Source organism: Streptomyces sp. NPDC002734, assembly GCF_040295685.1.
In the GTDB taxonomy this organism is placed as follows: Bacteria; Actinomycetota; Actinomycetes; order Streptomycetales; family Streptomycetaceae; genus Streptomyces.
Genome location: NZ_JBEOVU010000024.1, coordinates 22269 through 41269 on the forward strand (window position 1 = coordinate 22269; position 19001 = coordinate 41269).

Sequence of the window (19001 nt, forward strand, 5' to 3'; positions counted from 1 at the left end):
CTCACTCCTCGGCCGGTTCCCCGTGCGGAAGGTTCACGACGATCAGCACGACGCCGCTCATCAGGAAGACCCGGGTGGCGGCCTCCAGGCCGTTCCACTGCTCCGACTGCCACATGGCGAACCACTCGCCGCCGACGCCGATGAAGCCGGCGCCGAACAGCAGCATCGTCATGAGCAGCCCGTACGTGCTGACCCGCCGGGCCCGCGCGCGGCCGTCCCGCCGCAGCCACCGCCAGGCGCCGAGCAGCAGCACCAGCGCGGTGACGCTCTCCCAGGCGATGACCAGCACGTACGCGGCGTCCTGGAGCCGGGTGTCGGTGACGGCCCGCCACATCAGGTCGGGGTCCTCGAAGGTGGTGTCCATGGCGAGGACGTGGCGCACGAAGGCCTGGTTGGTGCCGAAGTCGGTGATGTTCCCGACGGCCACCAGGGTCATGTAGAGGGCGACGGTCCCGGTCAGCAGGGCCGCGGCGGTCGTCAGGGCGCGTGAGGTGGATGCCATGCCCGTTCCCTGCCCACCCGGGGACGGGGCCGCCCGTGCATATCGCGTCATCGTGCGGCGGGCGGGACCCCGGCGGGGTCACCGGATCCGCGTCCACCGGGACCCGCGTGGGCGCTCGGGGCCGTGGTGGTGCAGCAGCCAGTGGCCGAACAGCGCGCCGCCGTGGACGACGAAGCCCACGCCGATCAGCCAGGACTCCACCACCAGGACGATGCCGACGGCTCCGTAGCTGATCGCGTTGGTGACGATCAGCGGCGTGAACACGTAGTACGAGAACCCGCGCAGGCCGATCAGGCCGATCATCGTGCACAGGGCGCCGGGGAACAGGCGGCGCCAGACGATCTGGCCGCCGAGGAGGAAGTGCTGGCCCCACCAGAAGAACAGGGTGCCCAGCGCGGAGCTGATGGCGATCCGCACCCCACCGGGGAGTTCCCGGGTGAGGACCTCCTGGTACAGGTAGGCGGTCAGCGCGATCAGCCACACCCCTTGCCGCCACACGCGGTGCCAGGGCCCCGCGGGCAGACCCCAGATCCGCTCGTAGCCGTTCTGCACGCTGCCGCCGAAGGCCACGCCGAAGAGGGCCAGCGTGATGCCGCCGAGCACGCTGGTGGAGCCGACGACCTTCGGGGGTGGGCTGAAGATGTCCGTCAGGACGCGCGCCGACCGGTCCGGCAGCCCCATGCCGTCGGCCAGCCAGGAGGCGAAGCCGCCGCGGCCCAAGGGGTCGGCGGCGGCGATGACGATCAGCAGCGGGGCGAGGGTGACGAGGGCGAGGGTCGCGAACCCGAGCGCGCGGTGCATCAGCTCCAGGTCGCGGGCCTGGCGGATCAGGGCGTACGCCGCGAGCCGCCGCCACGCCCGGAGCAGCAGCCCCGGCTGCCCCCGGGTGGCCCTGGCCGTTCGTCGCCTCATACCCCGACCTTCCGTGACGAGCCGCCGCGGGACAAACCCGCCGGGGCAGCCGGGGGACCGGTCGCGTCCCCCGGGCCGCCCGCGCGGCGTGGCGCCGTGCGTCACCGGCGGCCGGTTCCGTCGGCGAGGGGCCCCGCCGCGGGACGCTCACCCCTCCCGCGCGGTCAGGGCGGCGCGGGAGCGGGCGCGCAGGCCCACGGCGACGGCGGCCGACCCCAGGAGGACCGCCACGATCCCCCCGGCGAAACCGTTGCCGGTGCCCGGGCCGTCGGCGGCCGTCGCCACGTGCAGCACCCCGAGCGCCACGCCCGTGACCCCCGCCACGACCGCCGCAACGGTGAGGCTCCGCGCCCGGGCGGCCTCCCCCCGGGCCGCCGTGCGCAGCGCCCACCAGCCCAGGACCAGGCCCACCGCCGCCGCCAGCAGCGCCAGGTTCGCCCCGGTCCGCCCGTCGCCGATGGCCCCGCCCGCGGGCGCCGCCGACCAGAGCTGTGCCGCGTCCGTGCCGTTCACCATGTCGTTCCCCTTTCGTCCGGCCCTGAGCATGTCGCCGGACCGGTGCTCGGGGCGTCCCCCGGACGCGGACATCACGACCTGCTCCGCGGGCCGCAGCCCGGCCCGCGGGTACCGCGGACGCGGTAGCCGGCCCTCGTCCGTGAGCCGGATCCGCACCGCCCGGGAGGTCACTAGGGTGCGGGCATGGCCCTGTGCGTGGAGAAGGGGCGGCTGCGCGTCCCGCCGGCCGCCGTGGACGCGATGACCGCCCTCGGCGCGGCGGCCCTGCTGATCGTCGGCGGCCTGTCCGAGGGCGCCCTGTCCGAGGGCGGCCTGTCCGAAGGCACGCTGTCCGGAGGCGACGGACGCCTCGGCGTGCCCGCCCTGGTGCTCCTCGGCTCCTGTGGCCTCGCGCTCGCCGCCCGGCGCCGCGCGCCCCTGGCTGTCCTGGTCGTCACCGCGCTGTGCGCGCTGGGATACCAGGCGGCCGGCGCCGAGGTGCTGGCCGTGCCCTACCTGGTCGCCGTGTACGGGGCGGTGCGGGCCGGCCGGCGTCCTTTCGCCCTGGCGGTCTCGGCGGTCCTGCTGGCCGCGCTGCACGTCTGCGCCCTGCTGCTGCGCGACGGACAGCCCGTCGCCGAGGTCCTCGCCCGGCCACGGCACGTCCTCGAACTGGCGTGGCTCGTCGCCGCCTTCGCCGCAGGGGAGGCCGTGCGTCAGGCGGAGCGGCGTGCGGACGAGGCCGAGCGGACCCGGGAGGAGACCGCCCGGCGCCGCGCGGACGAGGAACGGCTGCACATCGCACGGGAACTGCACGACGCGCTCACCCACCAGATATCGATCGTCAAGCTCCAGGCAGAGGTCGCCGTCCACGTGGCCCGGCGGCGGGGCGAGGAGGTGCCGCCCGCGCTGTCGGCGATCCAGGAGGCCGCGCGGGAGGCGAGCCGGGAGCTGCGGGCCACCCTGGAGGCGCTGCGGGACGACGACACCGCCCCGCCCCACGGCCTGGAACACCTCCCCGACCTGGTGGAACGGGCCCGGTCGGCCGGTGTCGGGGCGACCCTGCGGGTCGAGGGGGAGCGGCGGGACGTGCCGGCCGCGGTGGCCCGGACCGCCTACCGGATCGTCCAGGAGGCGCTCACCAACACCGCCCGCCACGCTGTCGGCGCGACCACGGCCGACGTCAGCGTCCGTCACGGGGCGGACCGGCTGACCGTCCGGATCGACGACGACGGCACGGCCGCCCCGCCCGCGGTCCCCGCCTCGGGGCTGGGGCTGCTCGGCATGCGTGAACGCGTCACCGCGCTCGGCGGCCGGCTCGACGCCCGGCCGCGCGACGGGGGCGGCTTCACGGTCCACGCCGAACTTCCCGTGGAGCCGGCGTCGTGATCCGTGTCCTGCTCGTCGACGACCAGCCGCTGATCCGCAGCGGATTCCGCGCCCTGCTGAGCCTGGAGACGGACATCGAGGTGGTCGCCGAGGCCGGCGACGGCGAGGAGGGCCTCGCCCTCGCCGCGCGGCACCTGCCCGACGTGATGCTGGTCGACATCCGGATGCCGGTCCTCGACGGCATCGCGACCACCCGCCGCGTCGCCGCCGACCCGGCACTGGCCGGGGTGCACGTCGTCGTCCTCAGCAACTACGGCATGGACGAGTACGTCCTGGACGCGCTGCGGGCCGGGGCCGCCGGGTTCCTGGTCAAGGACATCCTCCCCGACGACCTGGTGCACTCGGTGCGCGTGGCCGCGCGGGGCGAGGCGCTGCTCGCGCCGGCCCTGACCCGGCGGCTGATCGACCGCCACCTCGCCCAGCCGCCCCCCGCCGCCCCGGCCGCCGTGCTGGACCGGCTGACCGCCCGTGAACGCGAAGCCGTCACCCTCGTCGCGCGCGGCCTCTCCAACGACGAGATCGCCGCCCGCATGGTGATCAGCCCGCTGACCGCCAAGACACACGTCAACCGCGCCATGACCAAGCTCGACGTCCGCGACCGCGCCCAACTCGTCGTGCTGGCCTACGAGTCCGGCCTGGTCACGGTGGGCGGGACTACCGTCCGCCCCTCCGCCCCATGAAGACGCCCGCGACGATCGCCGCGAAGGCGATCACCAGCAGCACGACTCCGGCCGCACCGTGGGGAAACCAGAGCGCGGCCAGGGGCACGGTCCCTTCGTCGAGACGTGTCACCGCGTCAACTCCTTGTCGTCGAACGCAAGTTCAGGTGTGCCGCTAGGCGTCGGAGTGCCTTCGGCCCCGCAGGGCCAGGAACGTGCCGACCGCGAAGAGGACCCCCGTGACACCGAGGGTCACCCCGACCGCCGGTTCGACGAAGGCCACGATCACTCCCAGCACGGTCAGCACCGCGGAGGCGCAGACGCTCATCCACAGGGAGACGGTGATGACGGACTCGGGACCCGCGTTCCCGCCCTGGAGGGAATCCCCGCCGTCCGGAACGATGTGCATGGCTCCTGCCTCCTGACCGGTGGGCGCGTCACGAGGTGGCGGGTACCCCCGAGTCGGGGTCGAATGCCGCCCCGCCCCGTCCCGTCCCGGAACGCCGCGGAGGCGGTGGCCGCTCGGCCACCGCCTCCTGGGGTCCGGCCCGAGGGGGCCGGATGCCGGCCTACCGGACGCCGAGACCGGCGTCGTCGACCGCGTCCTTGCCCTCGGCCTTGAGAACCTTGTTCAGCGGGGCGAGGTCGTAGATGCCCTTCAGGCTCGGCTTCTCCAGCAGGCCGGCCTTCACCGCGTGCTGCGCCTGCGCGTCGAGCGTGGCGGCCAGCGGGTCGTCGAGGAAGGTGACGGACTTCCAGGCCGGGTCCAGGACTTCGGCCGGCAGGTCCTTGCCCGTCAGCTCCTTCAGCGCCGCGTTGGCGGAGGCCTTGGCCTCGTCCGGGTTGGCGTTGATCCACGCGTTGGTCTTCACCGAGCCGCGCAGCACCGCCTCGACGACGTCGGGGTGCTCGTCGAGGAACTTCTGCGACACGATGATGTTGGTGATGACGAACTGCTTGTCCGGCCACAGGTCCGACTCGTCGAGCAGCACCTTGCCGCCCTCGGCGACCAGCTTGGAGGCGGTCGGCTCGGGCACCCAGGCGCCGTCGATGGAACCGGACTTGTAGGCGTCCGGGGTGATCTTGTTGTCGGTGCGGAAGACGGAGACGTCGCCCTTGCCGCTCTCCGCGTCGACCTTCCACCCCTTCTCCGCGACCCAGTTGAGGAACGCGACGTCCTGGGTGTTGCCGAGCTGAGGCGTGGCGATCTTCTTGCCCTTGACGTCGTCCAGGGTCTTGATCTTGTCCGGGTTGACGACCAGCTTCACGCCGCCGGAGGCGGACCCGCTGATGACGCGCAGGCTCTTGCCGGCCGACTTGGTGTAGCCGTTGATGGACGGGGAGGGGCCGATCCAGCCGATGTCGATCGACCCGGCGTTGAGCGCCTCGATCTCCGACGGGCCGGCGTTGAAGGTGGACGCCTTGATCGTGGTGCCGCCGAGCTCCTTCTGGAGCAGGCCCTCCTGGACGCCCACCAGGGCCGTCGCGTGGGTGAGGTTCGGGAAGTAGCCGATCTTCACCTCGTCGGCGGAGAGCTTCTTCGCGTCCGCCGAGACCTTGGTCTCCTTGCTGTCGTCGGCGGCGTCGGAACCGTAGCCGCAGGCGGTGAGCAGGAGGGGGAGAGCGGTGAGGGCGGCGAGGGTGCGCAGGGCGCTGAGCGGTCTGACGGCAGACACGGAGGTGTCCTCTCGAGGAAGGGCTGGAACGCGTGGAACGCGGGAAGGCATGGCGGAACCCGGTGGGTACGCCGTTGTTCCGTCCACCGGGGCCCGTCGACGGCCGAAGGACCGTCAGGCGCCGGAGGACGGAGGAAGATGCACGGGTGGTGCGGACGCCCGGTGCGCGGCATGGGGCGCCGCCGTCCCGCGGGCCGGACCGCCGGGGCGGGCGGAACGGGGCGGTCGGCTCAGACGGAGCGACAGATGGCGCTCGAGGTGCGGCCGAGGTCGACGTGCCGGCGCGAGGTCAGGAGGAGGGACGACAGGGTGGCGCGGTCGAACGGACGCATGACACCCCTCACTTCGTTTCCTGGTCTTTCCTACCTGAATGCTGGGGATCGTGGCAGAAACCCGGCCGGGGACCAAGATGTGTTTCAGATCCCGGACAGCGGCTTCTCGGATGATGGGATCAGGCGGAACGTGCCGGTCCGGTCAGGGGTTCGTCCAGGCGTCCGGACGGTCGGCCAACTCCGTTACCTGCTGCGGCAGTTGTGACGCCGCGAGGTCGGCGAGCGACACGCCGTCCAGGATCTCGCGCACGTTGGCCCGCAGGGCGATCCACAGCGGGAGCAGGGAGGCGGCTGGGCCGGTGTAGGCGAGGTCCGGCGGGCGCACCCCCCGCACCGAGACCAGGGGGCCGTCCACGACGCGGATGACGTCGGCGACGCTGACGGAATCAGCGGGGCGGCGAGGCGGTAGCCGCCGTTGCCGCCCCGCCGGCTCGTCACCAGGCCGCCCCGGCGCATGTCGTTGAGGATGCCCTCGAGGAACTTGTGCGGGATGTCCTGGGCCTCGGCGATGGCCTCGGCCGTCACCGGGCCGTCGTCCCGCGAGGCGGCGAGCTGCAGTGCGGCCCGTACCGCGTAGTCCGCCCTGGCAGAGATGCGCATGGGTCCATTGTCCGTGGCGTGCGGGCCCGCCGGGCGAGGGGGTGGCGGACCAGGCGGGGCGTCCGGCGTGTGAGATCGGATTCCGGATGGCGGACACGCTCTTGATGCGCGTCACCGGTGGATACACAATGCGCCCATGGCCCCCTTCCTCGTCACCCGCCGCCACGTGGACCTTCTGCGTGTCGCCGGGATGCTGTGTCGGGCCGACCTCCCGTGCCGCGCCGTCCGCAGCTGACCGCGCGCACGACAATGCCGCGCTGAGGCGTTCTCCACGCCCGGCCGGCGCCCTTTCCCGTTCCGCCGTCCCGCGGTGACGGCGCGCCCTCGCGCGCCACCTCCTCCCCGTGCGGCGCCCGCCCGGCGTCGCGCTCACCCCTTCCCTCACAGAGGTGCTTCGCCATGCCCGTGCGCCCTGCCCCCGTCCTGCACTGGTTCCTGCCGACCGGCGGCGACGGCCGTGATCCCGGCGGCGTCACCGCCGTCCAGGCCCGCTCCCGGACCGCCACCCGCCGCCCCGCCGACCTGGGGTACCTGGCCCAGGTGGCCAGGGCCGCGGAGCGGGCCGGCTTCGACAAGCTGCTCACCCCGGTCGGCCTGGGCTGCGTGGACCCCTGGGTGCTGACGCCGGCCGTCGCCGCGGTCACCGAACGGATCGGCTTCCTCGTCGCCTTCCGGGCCGGCCTGACCGGCCCCACCCTGCTCGCCCAACAGGCCGACACCTTCCGCCGGTTGTTCGGGGACCGGATCGCGCTGAACGTGGTCACCGGCGGCGACCCGGCCGAGCAGCGGGCGTACGGCGACCACCTGCCCAAGGACGAGCGCTACGCCCGCACCGGCGAACTCATGCACGTCATACGCGAGTTGCTGGCCGGCAAGCCGGTCGACCACCAGGGCGAGCACGTGCGGGTGAGCGGAGCCCGGCTGGAGAACCCCACCCTCGCCGCCCCGGTGCCCCTCTACTTCGGCGGCGCGTCCCCGGCCGCCGAGGACGTCGCCGCCCGCCAGGCCGACGTCCAACTGCTGTGGGGCGAGCCCCCGGCTGCCGTCGCCGAGCGCGTCGAGCGGCTCCGCGGCAAGGCGGCCGCCGCCGGCCGGACCGTGCGGTTCGGGCTGCGGCTGCACGTGATCACCCGCGACACCGCCGCCGAGGCCTGGGCGGAGGCCGACCGCATCCTCGGCCGCCTGGACCCCGAGGCGATCCGCGCCACCCAGGAACGCTTCGCCCGCATGGACTCCACCGGCCAGGCCCGCATGACGGCCCTGCACGGCGGCACGGCCGAGAACCTGACCGTCGCGCCCAACCTGTGGGCGGGCATCGGACTGGTCCGCGAGGGCGCGGGCACCGCCCTGGTCGGCTCGCACGACGAGGTGGCCCGGCGCCTCTTCGAGTACCGCGAACTGGGCGTCGACGAGTTCGTCCTCTCCGGCTACCCCCACCTGGAGGAGGCCCTCCGGGTCGGCGAAGAGGTCGCCCCCCGGCTCCGCGCCCTCACCGAGGCCGCCCGATGACCCTCGTCGAGGAGACCCTGCCGGTGGCGCCGCCCGCCGACGAGCCGCCCGCGCGGCGGCGTCGCCCCGCGGTCCTGCGCTGGACCGCCCTGCGGCTGGTCGCCCTCGCGGTCCTCCTCGCCGCCTGGCAGGCGGTCGTCGTGGCGGGGCTGTGGCCGCGCGTCCTCGTGCCCTCCCCGGCCGAGGTGTGGAGCGCCTTCGTGGAGGCGTCGACCGTCCACGACGGCGTCCGCGGCCACAGCGGACACCTGCTCGCCGAGCACCTGGCGGTGTCGCTGCGCCGGATCGGCGTCGGCACCGGGTACGCGGCCCTCGTCGGCATCCCGCTCGGCCTGCTGATCGGCGTGGTCAAGCCGGTCGCCGTGGTGCTGGAGCCGGCGGTCACGTTCCTGCGGACGCTGCCGCCGCTGGCCTACCTCTCGCTGCTGGTCATCTGGTTCGGCATCGACGAGTCCCCGAAGATCTGGCTGCTCGTCGTCGCCGCGCTGCCGCCGATCGCGGCGGCGACCGCGGCGGCGGTGCGCGGCGTGCCGGGCGACCTGGTCGAGGCGGCCCGGACCCTCGGCTCGGGCCCGGTGACGCTGCTGCTGTCGGTGCGGCTGCCGGCCGCGCTTCCCGAGATCCTCACCGGCGTGCGGATCGCCCTCGGCGTCGCCTACACCTCGGTCGTCGCCGCCGAGACCGTCAACGGCGTGCCCGGCATCGGCGGCATGATCCGCGACGCCCAGCGCTACAACCAGACGGATGTCGTCATCGCCGGGATCATCGCCATCGGTCTCTCCGGAATCGTCCTGGACGCCGCCTTCCGCGGACTGGAGCGGCTGACGGTCCCCTGGCGAGGCCGCCGGTGAGCGCCCGCCCCGGGCCACCGCCCGCCTCCCGCCCCACCCCCGAGTCCCGCCCCGCGGCGCCTTTCCGCGCCGCCTCGCACGAAGGAACCGTCATGGCCCCGTTCGCCCGCCGCACCGCCCGCCGCACCCTCCTCCTCGCCTCCGCCACGGTGCTGACCGCTCTCGCCGCGACCGCCTGCGGAACGGGCGCCGACGACGGCGACGGCGCCGGGAGCGCCGGAAGGACCCAGGTGCGCATCGCCTACCAGGCGATACCCAACGCCGACCTCGTGGTGAAGAACCGGAAGCTGCTGGAGAAGGCGCTCCCGGACGCCGACGTGAAATGGGTGAAGTTCGACTCCGGCGCCGACGTCAACACCGCGGTGATCGCCGGATCCGTGGACCTCGGCCTGGCCGGATCCAGCGCCGTCGCCAAGGGCCTGTCGAAGCCGCTGAACATTCCGTACAAGGTCGTCTGGATCCACGACGTGATCGGTGACAACGAGGCCCTCGTCGCCAGGAAGGGCATCGGGTCCGTCGAGGAACTCAAGGGCAGGAAGGTGGCCGCCCCCTTCGGATCGACCACCCACTACTCCCTGCTGGCCGCGCTGGAGGAGGCCGGACTGGAGCAGTCCGACGTGAAGCTGGTCGACCTCCAGCCGCAGGACGCCCTCGCCGCCTGGCAGCGCGGCGACATCGACGCCGCCTACGTGTGGACGCCCACCCTCTCCGAACTCGCGAAGGACGGCACCGTCCTCGTCACCAGCCGCGAGATCGCCGAGCAGGGCAGGCCCACCGCCGACCTGGGCGTCGTCACCACCGCCTTCGCCGAACAGCACCCCGACGTCGTGGACGCCTGGCTCGCGGCGGAGAACCAGGCAGTCGAGCTCGCCAGGAAGAGCCCCGACGAGGCGGCCGCCGCCATCGGCGCCGAGCTCGGCCTGAGCGCGGAGGAGGCGAAGGAGCAGCTCGGCCAGCTGATGCTGCTCACCGCCGAGGAGCAGGCGGGAGCCGACCACCTCGGTGCGCCCGGGGCCCCGGGCGCACTGGCCGGCAGCCTCCACGACGCCGCCCGGTTCCTCAAGGCGCAGAAGGCCGTCGACGCGGTCCCCGCCCGCTCCGTCTTCGAGAAGGCCCTCGCGGTGGAGGAGCTGGCCCGTGTCACCGGCTGAGCCCGACATCCGCCTGCGCGAGGTCACCGTCCGCTACGGCACCCCGAGGAGTCCGGTCACCGCCGTCGCCGACGCCTCCCTCACCGTGCGGCCGGGGGAGTTCGTGGTGCTGGTCGGCCCGTCCGGGTGCGGCAAGACCACGCTGCTGCGGCTGGTCGCGGGCCTGGAGCGGCCCGCGGCGGGCACGGTGGAGGTCCGTCGCGCGACCGGCGTGGTCTTCCAGACGCCACGCCTCTTCCCCTGGCGCACGGTGGGCGGCAACCTCTCCTTCGCGCTCGCCCGCAAGGGGGTCGCCCGCGCCGGACGGGCCGCCAGGGTGGCGGAGCTGTTGTCGCTCGTCGGGCTGGCCGGCATGGCGGGGCGGCGCACGTGGGAACTGTCCGGCGGCCAGCAGCAGCGTGTCGCGATCGCCCGCGCGCTGGCCACCGAGCCGCAGATCCTGCTGATGGACGAGCCGTTCGCCGCCCTGGACGCGTTCACCCGGGAGCGGCTTCAGGAGGAACTGCGGACCCTGGCCGCGAGCACCGGCACGACCGTCCTGTTCGTGACGCACTCCGCGGAGGAGGCGGTGCTGCTCGGCTCGCGGGTCCTGGTGATGGCGGCCGGGCCGGGGCGGATCGTGGACGAGATGACGGTGCCGCTCCCGCGCGGGACCACCACGGACGCGGCCGCCCTGCGCGGCGACCCCCGCTTCGCCGCCCTGCGCGCCGAACTGGCCGCCGTCACCCGCGCCGCGACCGCCGCCTGACCCGATCCACACCCGGCCGAGGGGCGCCCGCCCCGTGGCCGGGCGTGGGGCCGGGCGTGGCGGTCACGGTTCCGGAGGCAGTGGGCACGGCAGGGAACCGCGACCGCGATGGTCACCAGGTCCGCCGGGCCTGCCGCCCGAAGGCGATCCGCGGCGGTTCCGGCGGCTGGGTGGTGCCGGGCCGCAGCGGCAGGGCCAGCAGCATGCCGGCCAGGAAGCCCGCCACATGGGCGAGGTAGGCGACGGTGCCGGCGCCCGCGACGCCGCCGCCGCCGGAGGAGTAGACGGCCTGCAGGGCGAACCACGCGCCCAGGACGATCCAGGCGGGCAGGCGGAGCGGGAGGAAGACGAGGAAGGGCACCAGGACCCAGACCCGGGCGCGGGGATAGAGCACCAGATAGGCGCCGAGGACCCCGGCCACCGCCCCGGAGGCGCCGATCAGCGGGGTGGCGGAGGCCGCGTTGAGCAGGGAGTAGGCGTAGGCCGCCGCGTAGCCGCAGACCAGGTAGAACAGGGCGAACCGCCAGTGGCCCATGCGGTCCTCGACGTTGTCGCCGAAGATCCACAGGAACAGCATGTTCCCCAGCAGGTGCAGCCAGCCGCCGCAGGAACATCGCGGACAGCACGCTGAGCTCCGGCGACTTCTCGTACCCCGGAGGCCGCACCACACAGCCCGCGCCCCCCGGGCCGACGCCGGTCTCACCCGTCGGCACCAGACGGGGCAGCCGGTGGTGGATCAGCTCCTGGGGGACGGCCGCGAACCGGTCCAGGAACGCCTCCAGACGGCAGAGTTCCGCCAGCGGCACGTTCCCGGTGAGCGACCCCGTGGTGCCGGGCGTCAGGAGGAACACGACGACGTTCGCGACGATCAGCGCGTACAGCACCCACGGGGTGCGTCGCGCCGGATTGAGGTCGTGCACCGGGATCACCACGGGATCAGGGGTGCCCGCCGTCCCGCAGTTCAGACGTGGTGCGCCCGCACCGCCGCGGCCGCCTTGCGGGCCGCCACCAGCACCGGGTCCCACACCGGGGAGAACGGCGGCGCGTACCCCAGGTCCAGGGCCGTCATCTGCTCCACCGTCATCCCGGCGGTCAGCGCCACCGCCGCCACGTCCACCCGCTTGGCGGCGCCCTCACGGCCCACGATCTGCACGCCGAGCAGCTTCCCGGTACGCACCTCGGCCAGCATCTTCACGGTCATCGACGACGCGCCCGGGTAGTAGCCGGCCCGGCTGGTCGACTCGATCGTGACGGCGTGGAAGCGCATCCCGGCGCGCAGCGCGTCCTTCTCCCGCAGCCCGGTGCGGGCGATCTCCAGGTCGCACACCTTGCTGACGGCCGTGCCCACCACGCCCGGGAAGGTGGCGTAACCGCCGCCGGCGTTGGCGCCGATGACCTGGCCGTGCTTGTTGGCGTGCGTGCCCAGGGCCACATGCTGCTGCTGGCCGGAGACCAGGTTGAGCACCTCCACGCAGTCCCCGCCGGCCCAGATGTTCCGGTGCCCGCGCACCCGCATGCCCAGGTCGGTGAGGAGGCCGCCGCTCACCCCGAGCGGGAGACCGGCGGCCCGCGCGAGGGTGGTCTCCGGCCGGACGCCGATGCCCAGCACCACCACGTCCGCCGGATACTCCCGGTCCCCGGCCCGCACGGCGCGGGCGCGGCCGTCCTCACCGGCGAGGACGGCGGTGACGTCCGTCTCGTTCACCATGGTGATGCCCAGGCCCTCCATGGCGGTGTGCACCTTGCGGCCCATGTCCGGATCGAGGGTGGACATCGGCTCCTTGCCGCGGTTGACCACCGTGACCTCGAAACCGTGGTTGATCAGCGCCTCGGCCATCTCGACGCCGATGTAACCGGCGCCCACCACCACCGCGCGCCGCCCGCCGGCCCGCTCCAGGGAGTCGATCAGCGCCCGGCCGTCGTCCAGGGTCTGCACGCCGTGCACGCCCGGCAGGTCGATGCCGGGCAGCGGGGGCCGCACCGGCGTGGCGCCGGTGGCGATCACCAGCTTGTCGTAGGAGGTCCAGGATTCCTCGCCGCTCTCCAGGTCACGGGCGCGGACCCGGCCGCCGTCGACGTCGAGTTCGGTGACCTCGGTGCGCATCCGCAGGTCGATGCCGCGTGCGCGGTGCTCGTCGGGCGAGCGGGCGATCAGCTCCTCGGGGTCGGAGACCGCCCCGCCCACCCAGTAGGGGATGCCGCAGGCCGAGTACGAGGAGAAGTGGCCCCGCTCGAAGGCGACGATCTCCAGCTCCTCGGTGCCCTTCATCCGGCGTGCCTGCGACGCGGCGGACATGCCCGCCGCGTCGCCGCCGATGACCACCAGTCGTTCCCGGTCCCGCCTCGCGCCGCTGCTCATGGGGCCCACGCTAGCGCCGTGGACGGGACCGGGGTCGCGCGGGCACCGCCCGAGCCGGTCACCGGCCGGTCTCAGGACCGGTGGGCGTGCTGCCCGTCGCCGGCCCCGCCCGCGGCGTCGCCGGCCTCGGCCGGTGCCCCGTCGGCCTCGCCACCGGCCTCGCCGGGGGTCTCGGCCGGTGCGTCGTCAGCGGTGCGGGAGCGTCCGCGCAGACCCCGCCACTGCTGGTCGTCCGCGGCGCGCGCACGGCGGCGCAGACGCAGCCACAGCCACAGCAGGGCGCCCAGCACCACGGCGAACGGCAGGACCGCGCCGACGACCAGGACGATCCAGTACAGGGTGGTGACGAAGGCGTCCCAGCCGCCCTCGAGGGCATCCAGCACGCCGGGGTCCTTGTCCTCCTCGTCCTCGTCCTCGGCGCGGTCGCTGTCGAAGAGGCTCAGGGTGACGGTCGCCAGCGAGGTCCGGTCCTTCAACGACGCCTGACGGGCCAGCAGCGAGTCCAGCTCGGCCTGCCGGGAGGAGAGTTCGCCCTCCAGGAGGACGACGTCCTCCAGTTCGGCCGCGTCGTCCATCAGCTTGCGCAGCCGGTCGACGGCGGCACGCTGCGACTTCACCCGGCTCTCCACGTCGACGACCTGGTCGGTGACGTCCTCGGCCTTCGAGGAGCGGTAGGTGACCCGGCCCGTGCCCTTGAGGTCCCGCATGACCTCGTCGTACTTCTCCGACGGGACGCGCAGCACGACCTCGGTGCTGTCGATGCGGCCGGACCCCGCGTACGTGTCGGACTCCTCCCGAGCCACGAAGCCGCCTGCCGTCTCGGCGACCGACCGGACCTCCGCCAGGGCGTCGGGGACGTCCTTGACGCGGACCGAGAGCTGGGCGGTGCGGATGATGTGCGAGGTCTCCAGCGCCGGGCCGGAGTCCTCGCTCCCGCCGCCCTTGCTTCCGTTGTCGCCCTTGCCCGAGGTGTCCGCGGCTCCCGCCCCGTCCGCCTGGGGCCCGTCCGCGCCGCGGACCTGGGACTTGGCGTCGGACTTCATGGCGCCGTCGTCGCCCCCGCCCCCCGCGCATCCGGCGAGGGCGAGCGAGGCGGCGAGGAGGATCGCTGCCGAAATTCTTGACTTGCGGACCATGGGTCCCCCGATACGAACATGCTGCTCGGCCTGTGCTGTCACTCCTCCGACGCCGGAGAGCCCCGCCGTGTTCGCCCCCGCAGGTCGCGATGCGGTCACGGTCCGGTCTCCGAACGGCAGGCCCCGTGGCCGCAGGCCGGGTGGGCGGGGCCGGACACCGGGTGAAACGGGCGGTTTGAGAGAGTGGACCCATGGCAACCGGTACCCACCACGGCTTGGGCCGTTCCCCGCACGTTCTCGTGGTCGGAGCCGGTGTCGCCGGCCTGGCCGCCGCCCACCGCCTGCTGCTGCGCGGCGCCACGGTGACAGTGGCCGAGGCCTCGGACCGCGTCGGGGGCAAGCTGCTGCCGGGCGAGATCGCCGGCGTCCGCGTCGACCTCGGCGCCGAGTCGCTCCTCGCCCGCCGCCCCGAAGCCGTGGAGCTCGCGAGGGAGGCCGGCCTCGCCGACGACCTCCAGCCCCCGGCCACCGCCACCGCGGCCCTGTGGACCCGCGGCGCGCTGCGTCCGATGCCCAAGGGTCACGTGATGGGCGTCCCCGGCACCGCCGACGCCCTTGCCGGGGTGCTCTCCGAGGAGGGCCTGCGCCGCGTCGGACAGGACGCCGAGCTGCCCCGCACCGAGGTCGGCGAGGACGTCGCCGTCGGGCGGTACGTGGCCGAGCGGCTGGGCCGCGAGGTCGTGGACCGCCTGATCGAACCGCTGCTCGGCGGGGTCTACGCGGGCGACGCCTACCAGATCTCGATGCGGGCCGCCGTGCCCCAGCTGTTCGAAGTGGCCCGCACCCACACCTCGTTGACCGAGGGTGTGCGCGCCCTCCAGGAGAAGACCGCGGCCAACCCGAACACCGGACCGGTCTTCGCCGGGATCGCCGGCGGCGTCGGCCGGCTCCCGCTCGCGGTCGCCGACGCCGCGCGCGCGCGCGGCGGCGAGATCCTGCTGAACGCCCCCGTCACCGGGCTGCGCCGGGACGCCGACGGCTGGCACGCCCTCGCCGGGGACCGCCCGCTGCGGGCCGACGCGGTCGTGGTCGCCGCCCCCGCGGCGGCCGCCGCCTCGGTGCTGCGCGAGGTCGCGCCCCGGGCCGCCGTCGAGCTGGACGGCGTCGAGTACGCGTCGATGGCGCTGATCACTCTCGCCTTCCGCCGCGCCGAGGCCGACGCCCAGCTGCCCGAGGGCAGCGGCTTCCTGGTGCCGCCGGTGGACGGCCGCACCATCAAGGCGTCCACCTTCGCCTCCCGCAAGTGGGGCTGGATCGCCGACGAGGACCCCGGCGTGCTGGTCGTGCGCACCTCGGTCGGCAGGTACCAGGACACCGCGATCCTGGGCCGTTCGGACCAAGAACTCGTCGAGGTCTCACGGCATGATCTGCACGAGGCCACCGGGCTGACCGCCGAGCCGATCGCGACCACGGTCACCCGGTGGGACGACGGCCTGCCACAGTATCCGGTGGGTCACCACACCCGGGTCGCCCGGATCCGGGAACACGTCGCGGCCGTCCCCGGCCTCGCCGTGTGCGGCGCCGCCTACGACGGGGTGGGGGTGCCCGCCACCATCGCGAGCGCCTACGCCGCCGTCGACGCACTGAGCACCGACCCGGTGCTCGGCCTCGGAACCGGAGAGTGAGAATAGGGTCATGAGTGACGAAGCTCCCGCCAAGATCCCCAACATCGGCAAGAAGGCGAAGGACCTCAACGAGGTCATCCGCTACACGCTGTGGTCCGTCTTCAAGCTGAAGGACGTGCTCCCCGAGGACCGGTCCGGCTACGCCGACGAGGTCCAGGAGCTGTTCGACCAGCTCGCCGCCAAGGACGTCACGATCCGCGGCACCTACGACCTCTCCGGCCTGCGTGCCGACGCCGACGTCATGATCTGGTGGCACGCCGAGACCGCCGACCAGCTGCAGGAGGCCTACAACCTCTTCCGCCGCACCCGGCTGGGCCGCGCGCTCGACCCGGTCTGGTCGAACATGGCCCTGCACCGTCCGGCCGAGTTCAACCGCTCGCACATCCCGGCCTTCCTCGCCGACGAGGAGGCCCGCGACTACGTCTGCGTCTACCCCTTCGTCCGCTCCTACGAGTGGTACGTGCTCCCCGACGAGGAGCGCCGCGCGATGCTCGCCGAGCACGGCAAGATGGCCCGCGGCTTCGCGGACGTCCGCGCCAACACGGTCGCCTCGTTCGCGCTGGGCGACTACGAGTGGCTGCTCGCCTTCGAGGCCAACGACCTGCACCGGATCGTCGACCTGATGCGCCACCTGCGGGCCTCCAAGGCGCGGCTGCACGTCCGCGAGGAGATCCCCTTCTACACCGGCCGCCGCAAGAGCGTGGCCGAGCTGGTGGAGAGCCTGGCCTGAGGCCTGCCCGGCAGCAGTGGTCCGGCCGACGGCGCCGGCGGTCCCCCCGACCGCCGGCGCCGTCGCCCGTCAGCCCCTTCTCGGCTTGCGCGGCCTGGTCCAGGCGCCGTGCGGCCGGTTCCGTGCCTGGGCCAGCACCGTCGCGTCCCACTCGCTCCTGCTCATGACGTCCCGTACTTCGGGCTCGACCACGGCCGTGGTCACCGGCCACGGGACCGCGGAAGCCCAGCCGACGACGGGCATGGTCTCGTCGTAGAGAGGGCGGAACCGCGCGGTGACGAGGGGCGGCATCCGGTACCGCAGGCCTCGCACGTGCTCCAGGAAACGGTCGGGGAGCACAACGTGGTGCGTCTCGACGTAGTGGGGGAAGTCCAGTCGCCAGAGCCAGGTTCCGTCCGTGACCGGCGACGAGCACCCCGCGGAGCGGCGGTGCGCCCTCCCTGTGACGACGTCGTGGCCACCCTCCATGACGTCGATCAGAACGTGCCCGGCGTCCAGGTAGGCCACCAGCTCCGCCTCGTCCGGCTCGCCGGTGTCCCGGATCGCCTCGTGCACGGACCCGTTCGGTTGCCCTGGGCGCCTGTCCAGTTCGTCGTAGAAGCCCAGCAGTCCCAGCACCACGTCTCCTTCGCCGTCGGCGTGCGAGGACAGTACTCGGCCCCCGGCACTAGGCCCCCGGTCGAGCGTCCGTCGGCGGGGAGGACGGGCGCGGCCGGGGCGCCGGGTGCGGTGCGCAGTCGGCGCGGCCGCCCGCGGGCAGGCGTCCGCGCAGCAGGTAGTCGAGCAGCCGGTCCTGCACGCAGGGGTTGCCGCCGCCCGCCAGGCCGTGCGAACCGGCTCTCCGTTCGGTCACCAGCACCGCCCCGGCCAGGCGGTCCCTCAGCTCCCGCGCACCCCGGTACGGGGCCGCCGCGTCCCGCTCCGCGGCCAGCACCAGCACCGGCGGCAGTTCGCCGGGGGCGGTGCGTACGTCCCGTGGGCGCCCTGCCGGCCCCTTCCAGTAGGCGCAGGGAAGGTGGGACCAGACGTGGTCCCAGGTCGCGAAGGGGGCGGTGCGGGCCAGGCGGGTGGCGTCGGCATCCCAGACCTTCCAGTCGGCGGGCCACGGCGCGTCGTTGCACTCCACCGCCGTACGCACCGCCCTCGTGTTCTCCGCCGCGGCCGCCCGGTCGGCCCGGGCGCCGGCGTCCGGGGGCGGGCCCGCCTGGGCGAGCAACTGCCGTGCGTCGCCGCGGGCGTGGTCGGCGAGGGCCCGCGCGCGGTGCGGCCAGAAGTCGTCGAAGTGTGCCGCGGTGACCATGGCCCGGTGCAACTGCCCCGGACCGACCGTCCCGCCGGCCGGCTCCTTCGCCAGCCGGGCGGCCACGCGCTCGTAGGCGCGTTCCACGGCCCCGGCGTCGGAGCCGAGGCCGTAGACGGCGTCGTGCCGCGCCACCCAGGCGCGGAAGTCCGCCCAGCGCGTCTCCACGGCCGCGGACCGGTCGAGGCTCGCCCGGTAGCCCAGGCGCGCCGGGTCCGGGTCGAGCGGGGAGTCCAGGACCATCCGGCGGACCCGGTGCGGGAACAGGTCGGCGTAGAGGGCGCCGAGGTAGCCGCCGTACGCGACGCCCAGGAAGGTCAGCCGGCGCTCGCCCAGCGCGGCCCGCAGGACTTCGAGGTCGCGGGCGTTGTCGAGCGAGGTGTGGTGGCGCAGCGCGGAACCCCCGCGGAGCGCGCAGGACGCGGCGTACTCGGCCGCCTCGGCGCGGCGCTCCTTCGTGAATCCCGCGGACGGGTGCGCGGGGGACCGGCGCGGACCGTCCGGGGCCTTCGCGGGATCGACGCAGTACAGGGGTCCCGACCGGCCCACGCCGCGCGGGGCGTAGCCGACCAGGTCGTAGGCCGCGGCGAGCTCCCACCACTCGGGCATCAGCGAGACGGCGGGGAAGGACATGCCGGAGACACCGGGCCCGCCGGGGTGGAACACCAGGGCGCCCTGGCGGGGGACGGGACGCGAACCGGCGCCGCCACCGGTCGCGAGGGTGCGGCTGACGGTGAGGCGGACGGCGGGGCCCGCGGGACGGGCGTAGTCCAGCGGCACGGTGACCGTCCCGCACTCGGCTCTGCCCGGCATCGCGTCCTGCCCGGTGCACCGGCCCCAGCGGATGCCCTCCTTCGCGGCCCGCGCGGCGGCCTCGGCCACCCCGCGTTCCGCTGCCGCGAGGCGCGGGGAGGCGGCCCCGCCGGGCGGTCGGGCGGAGTCCGGGTCCGGCGGCGGAGGCGGAGCGGCGGCGACGCCCAGCGAGGCCAGCGCCGAGACGACGGCGAACAGGACGATGCGGCGCATG

Annotated in this window: 20 protein-coding genes and 2 pseudogenes; 9 read left to right on the forward strand and 13 right to left on the reverse strand. The window is 74.3% G+C overall.

Annotated elements, in window-relative coordinates:
- Window position 1: 1 nt before the first annotated feature.
- From ABT026_RS21220 to ABT026_RS21230, 3 genes are all read right to left on the reverse strand, one after another.
- Window positions 2-502, reverse strand: a complete 501-nt coding sequence (locus ABT026_RS21220; RefSeq protein WP_351116359.1) for a DUF2165 domain-containing protein — start codon at window positions 500-502, stop codon at window positions 2-4.
- 78 nt (window positions 503-580) lie between these two features.
- Window positions 581-1414 carry a YhjD/YihY/BrkB family envelope integrity protein gene (locus ABT026_RS21225; RefSeq protein ID WP_351116360.1) on the reverse strand — a complete coding sequence of 278 codons (834 nt, stop codon included), beginning with the start codon at window positions 1412-1414 and terminating at the stop codon, window positions 581-583.
- Between the two features lie 147 nt (window positions 1415-1561).
- Window positions 1562-1930, reverse strand: a complete 369-nt coding sequence (locus ABT026_RS21230; RefSeq protein WP_351116362.1) for a DUF6223 family protein — start codon at window positions 1928-1930, stop codon at window positions 1562-1564.
- Between the two features lie 183 nt (window positions 1931-2113).
- On the opposite strand from ABT026_RS21230, the gene ABT026_RS21235 reads away from it, so the two are divergent.
- Together ABT026_RS21235 and ABT026_RS21240 are read left to right on the forward strand one after the other, a co-directional pair.
- A complete protein-coding gene (locus ABT026_RS21235; RefSeq protein ID WP_502968023.1) occupies window positions 2114-3298 on the forward strand; it encodes a sensor histidine kinase in 1185 nt (394 codons plus the stop codon).
- Window positions 3295-3978 (forward strand): response regulator, encoded by a 684-nt coding sequence (locus tag ABT026_RS21240; protein WP_351116363.1) that lies wholly within the window; start codon window positions 3295-3297, stop codon window positions 3976-3978. The genes ABT026_RS21235 and ABT026_RS21240 overlap by 4 nt, the downstream gene beginning before the upstream one ends.
- On the opposite strand, the gene ABT026_RS21245 is transcribed toward ABT026_RS21240, so the two are convergent.
- The 5 genes and pseudogenes from ABT026_RS21245 to ABT026_RS21265 all read right to left on the reverse strand — a co-directional run bounded on the left by ABT026_RS21245 (window position 3953) and on the right by ABT026_RS21265 (window position 6565).
- Window positions 3953-4090, reverse strand: coding sequence for a hypothetical protein (locus ABT026_RS21245; protein WP_351116365.1), 138 nt, complete (start codon window positions 4088-4090; stop codon window positions 3953-3955). The two genes, ABT026_RS21240 and ABT026_RS21245, sit on opposite strands and share 26 nt — an antisense overlap.
- A 42-nt stretch (window positions 4091-4132) precedes the next feature.
- Complete coding sequence (locus ABT026_RS21250; RefSeq protein ID WP_351116366.1) at window positions 4133-4366, reverse strand: hypothetical protein; 234 nt, start codon at window positions 4364-4366, stop codon at window positions 4133-4135.
- Between the two features lie 160 nt (window positions 4367-4526).
- Window positions 4527-5633, reverse strand: a complete 1107-nt coding sequence (locus tag ABT026_RS21255; protein ID WP_351116367.1) for an ABC transporter substrate-binding protein — start codon at window positions 5631-5633, stop codon at window positions 4527-4529.
- 230 nt (window positions 5634-5863) lie between these two features.
- Window positions 5864-5965 (reverse strand): putative leader peptide, encoded by a 102-nt coding sequence (locus ABT026_RS21260; RefSeq protein ID WP_351116369.1) that lies wholly within the window; start codon window positions 5963-5965, stop codon window positions 5864-5866.
- A 142-nt stretch (window positions 5966-6107) separates the two neighbouring features.
- Window positions 6108-6565, reverse strand: a pseudogene (locus tag ABT026_RS21265) (RrF2 family transcriptional regulator).
- Between the two features lie 136 nt (window positions 6566-6701).
- Here ABT026_RS21265 and ABT026_RS21270 point away from each other — a divergent pair.
- From ABT026_RS21270 to ABT026_RS21290, 5 genes are all read left to right on the forward strand, one after another.
- A complete protein-coding gene (locus ABT026_RS21270) occupies window positions 6702-6800 on the forward strand; it encodes a putative leader peptide (RefSeq protein WP_351116371.1) in 99 nt (32 codons plus the stop codon).
- 164 nt (window positions 6801-6964) lie between these two features.
- Window positions 6965-8074, forward strand: a complete 1110-nt coding sequence (locus ABT026_RS21275; RefSeq protein WP_351116372.1) for an LLM class flavin-dependent oxidoreductase — start codon at window positions 6965-6967, stop codon at window positions 8072-8074.
- Window positions 8071-8925 carry an ABC transporter permease gene (locus ABT026_RS21280; protein ID WP_351116374.1) on the forward strand — a complete coding sequence of 285 codons (855 nt, stop codon included), beginning with the start codon at window positions 8071-8073 and terminating at the stop codon, window positions 8923-8925. The genes ABT026_RS21275 and ABT026_RS21280 overlap by 4 nt, the downstream gene beginning before the upstream one ends.
- A gap of 92 nt (window positions 8926-9017) precedes the next feature.
- Window positions 9018-10076, forward strand: coding sequence for a taurine ABC transporter substrate-binding protein (locus ABT026_RS21285; RefSeq protein WP_351116376.1), 1059 nt, complete (start codon window positions 9018-9020; stop codon window positions 10074-10076).
- Complete coding sequence (locus tag ABT026_RS21290; RefSeq protein WP_351116377.1) at window positions 10063-10824, forward strand: ABC transporter ATP-binding protein; 762 nt, start codon at window positions 10063-10065, stop codon at window positions 10822-10824. Before ABT026_RS21285 ends, ABT026_RS21290 begins: the two co-directional genes overlap by 14 nt.
- A gap of 112 nt (window positions 10825-10936) precedes the next feature.
- Here ABT026_RS21290 and ABT026_RS21295 read toward each other — a convergent pair.
- From ABT026_RS21295 to ABT026_RS21305, 3 genes and pseudogenes are all read right to left on the reverse strand, one after another.
- Window positions 10937-11756: pseudogene (locus ABT026_RS21295) on the reverse strand (rhomboid family intramembrane serine protease).
- A gap of 29 nt (window positions 11757-11785) precedes the next feature.
- Entirely contained in the window at window positions 11786-13183 is a 1398-nt protein-coding gene (locus ABT026_RS21300) for an FAD-dependent oxidoreductase (RefSeq protein WP_351116378.1), read from the reverse strand.
- A gap of 71 nt (window positions 13184-13254) precedes the next feature.
- On the reverse strand, window positions 13255-14319 hold the full coding sequence (locus tag ABT026_RS21305; protein WP_351116380.1) for a DUF4349 domain-containing protein: 1065 nt from the start codon (window positions 14317-14319) through the stop codon (window positions 13255-13257).
- Between the two features lie 191 nt (window positions 14320-14510).
- Here ABT026_RS21305 and hemG point away from each other — a divergent pair, with 191 nt between their 5' ends.
- Both hemG and hemQ read left to right on the forward strand, forming a co-directional pair.
- Window positions 14511-15944, forward strand: a complete 1434-nt coding sequence (gene hemG / locus ABT026_RS21310; RefSeq protein ID WP_351116382.1) for a protoporphyrinogen oxidase — start codon at window positions 14511-14513, stop codon at window positions 15942-15944.
- Between the two features lie 10 nt (window positions 15945-15954).
- Window positions 15955-16674: a hydrogen peroxide-dependent heme synthase gene (hemQ, locus tag ABT026_RS21315; protein ID WP_351116384.1), complete on the forward strand. Its 720-nt coding sequence runs from the start codon at window positions 15955-15957 to the stop codon at window positions 16672-16674.
- Window positions 16675-16743: 69 nt separating this feature from the next.
- Here the strand turns inward: hemQ and ABT026_RS21320 are convergent, their stop codons facing one another.
- Both ABT026_RS21320 and ABT026_RS21325 read right to left on the reverse strand, forming a co-directional pair.
- Complete coding sequence (locus tag ABT026_RS21320) at window positions 16744-17292, reverse strand: hypothetical protein (protein WP_351116385.1); 549 nt, start codon at window positions 17290-17292, stop codon at window positions 16744-16746.
- A gap of 49 nt (window positions 17293-17341) precedes the next feature.
- Window positions 17342-19000: an alpha/beta hydrolase gene (locus ABT026_RS21325; protein WP_351116386.1), complete on the reverse strand. Its 1659-nt coding sequence runs from the start codon at window positions 18998-19000 to the stop codon at window positions 17342-17344.
- Between the last annotated feature and the right edge of the window lies 1 nt (window position 19001).

Bases quoted from the DNA above. Each gene is read 5' to 3' on its own strand.
- ABT026_RS21220 (WP_351116359.1), bottom strand. From the start codon at position 502: ATGGCATCCACCTCACGCGCCCTGACGACCGCCGCGGCCCTGCTGACC.
- ABT026_RS21225 (WP_351116360.1), bottom strand. From the start codon at position 1,414: ATGAGGCGACGAACGGCCAGGGCCACCCGGGGGCAGCCGGGGCTGCTG.
- ABT026_RS21230 (WP_351116362.1), bottom strand. From the start codon at position 1,930: ATGGTGAACGGCACGGACGCGGCACAGCTCTGGTCGGCGGCGCCCGCG.
- ABT026_RS21235 (WP_502968023.1), top strand. From the start codon at position 2,114: ATGGCCCTGTGCGTGGAGAAGGGGCGGCTGCGCGTCCCGCCGGCCGCC.
- ABT026_RS21250 (WP_351116366.1), bottom strand. From the start codon at position 4,366: ATGCACATCGTTCCGGACGGCGGGGATTCCCTCCAGGGCGGGAACGCG.
- ABT026_RS21260 (WP_351116369.1), bottom strand. From the start codon at position 5,965: ATGCGTCCGTTCGACCGCGCCACCCTGTCGTCCCTCCTCCTGACCTCG.
- ABT026_RS21270 (WP_351116371.1), top strand. From the start codon at position 6,702: ATGGCCCCCTTCCTCGTCACCCGCCGCCACGTGGACCTTCTGCGTGTC.
- ABT026_RS21275 (WP_351116372.1), top strand. From the start codon at position 6,965: ATGCCCGTGCGCCCTGCCCCCGTCCTGCACTGGTTCCTGCCGACCGGC.
- ABT026_RS21280 (WP_351116374.1), top strand. From the start codon at position 8,071: ATGACCCTCGTCGAGGAGACCCTGCCGGTGGCGCCGCCCGCCGACGAG.
- ABT026_RS21285 (WP_351116376.1), top strand. From the start codon at position 9,018: ATGGCCCCGTTCGCCCGCCGCACCGCCCGCCGCACCCTCCTCCTCGCC.
- ABT026_RS21300 (WP_351116378.1), bottom strand. From the start codon at position 13,183: ATGAGCAGCGGCGCGAGGCGGGACCGGGAACGACTGGTGGTCATCGGC.
- ABT026_RS21305 (WP_351116380.1), bottom strand. From the start codon at position 14,319: ATGGTCCGCAAGTCAAGAATTTCGGCAGCGATCCTCCTCGCCGCCTCG.
- hemG (WP_351116382.1), top strand. From the start codon at position 14,511: ATGGCAACCGGTACCCACCACGGCTTGGGCCGTTCCCCGCACGTTCTC.
- hemQ (WP_351116384.1), top strand. From the start codon at position 15,955: ATGAGTGACGAAGCTCCCGCCAAGATCCCCAACATCGGCAAGAAGGCG.
- ABT026_RS21325 (WP_351116386.1), bottom strand. From the start codon at position 19,000: ATGCGCCGCATCGTCCTGTTCGCCGTCGTCTCGGCGCTGGCCTCGCTG.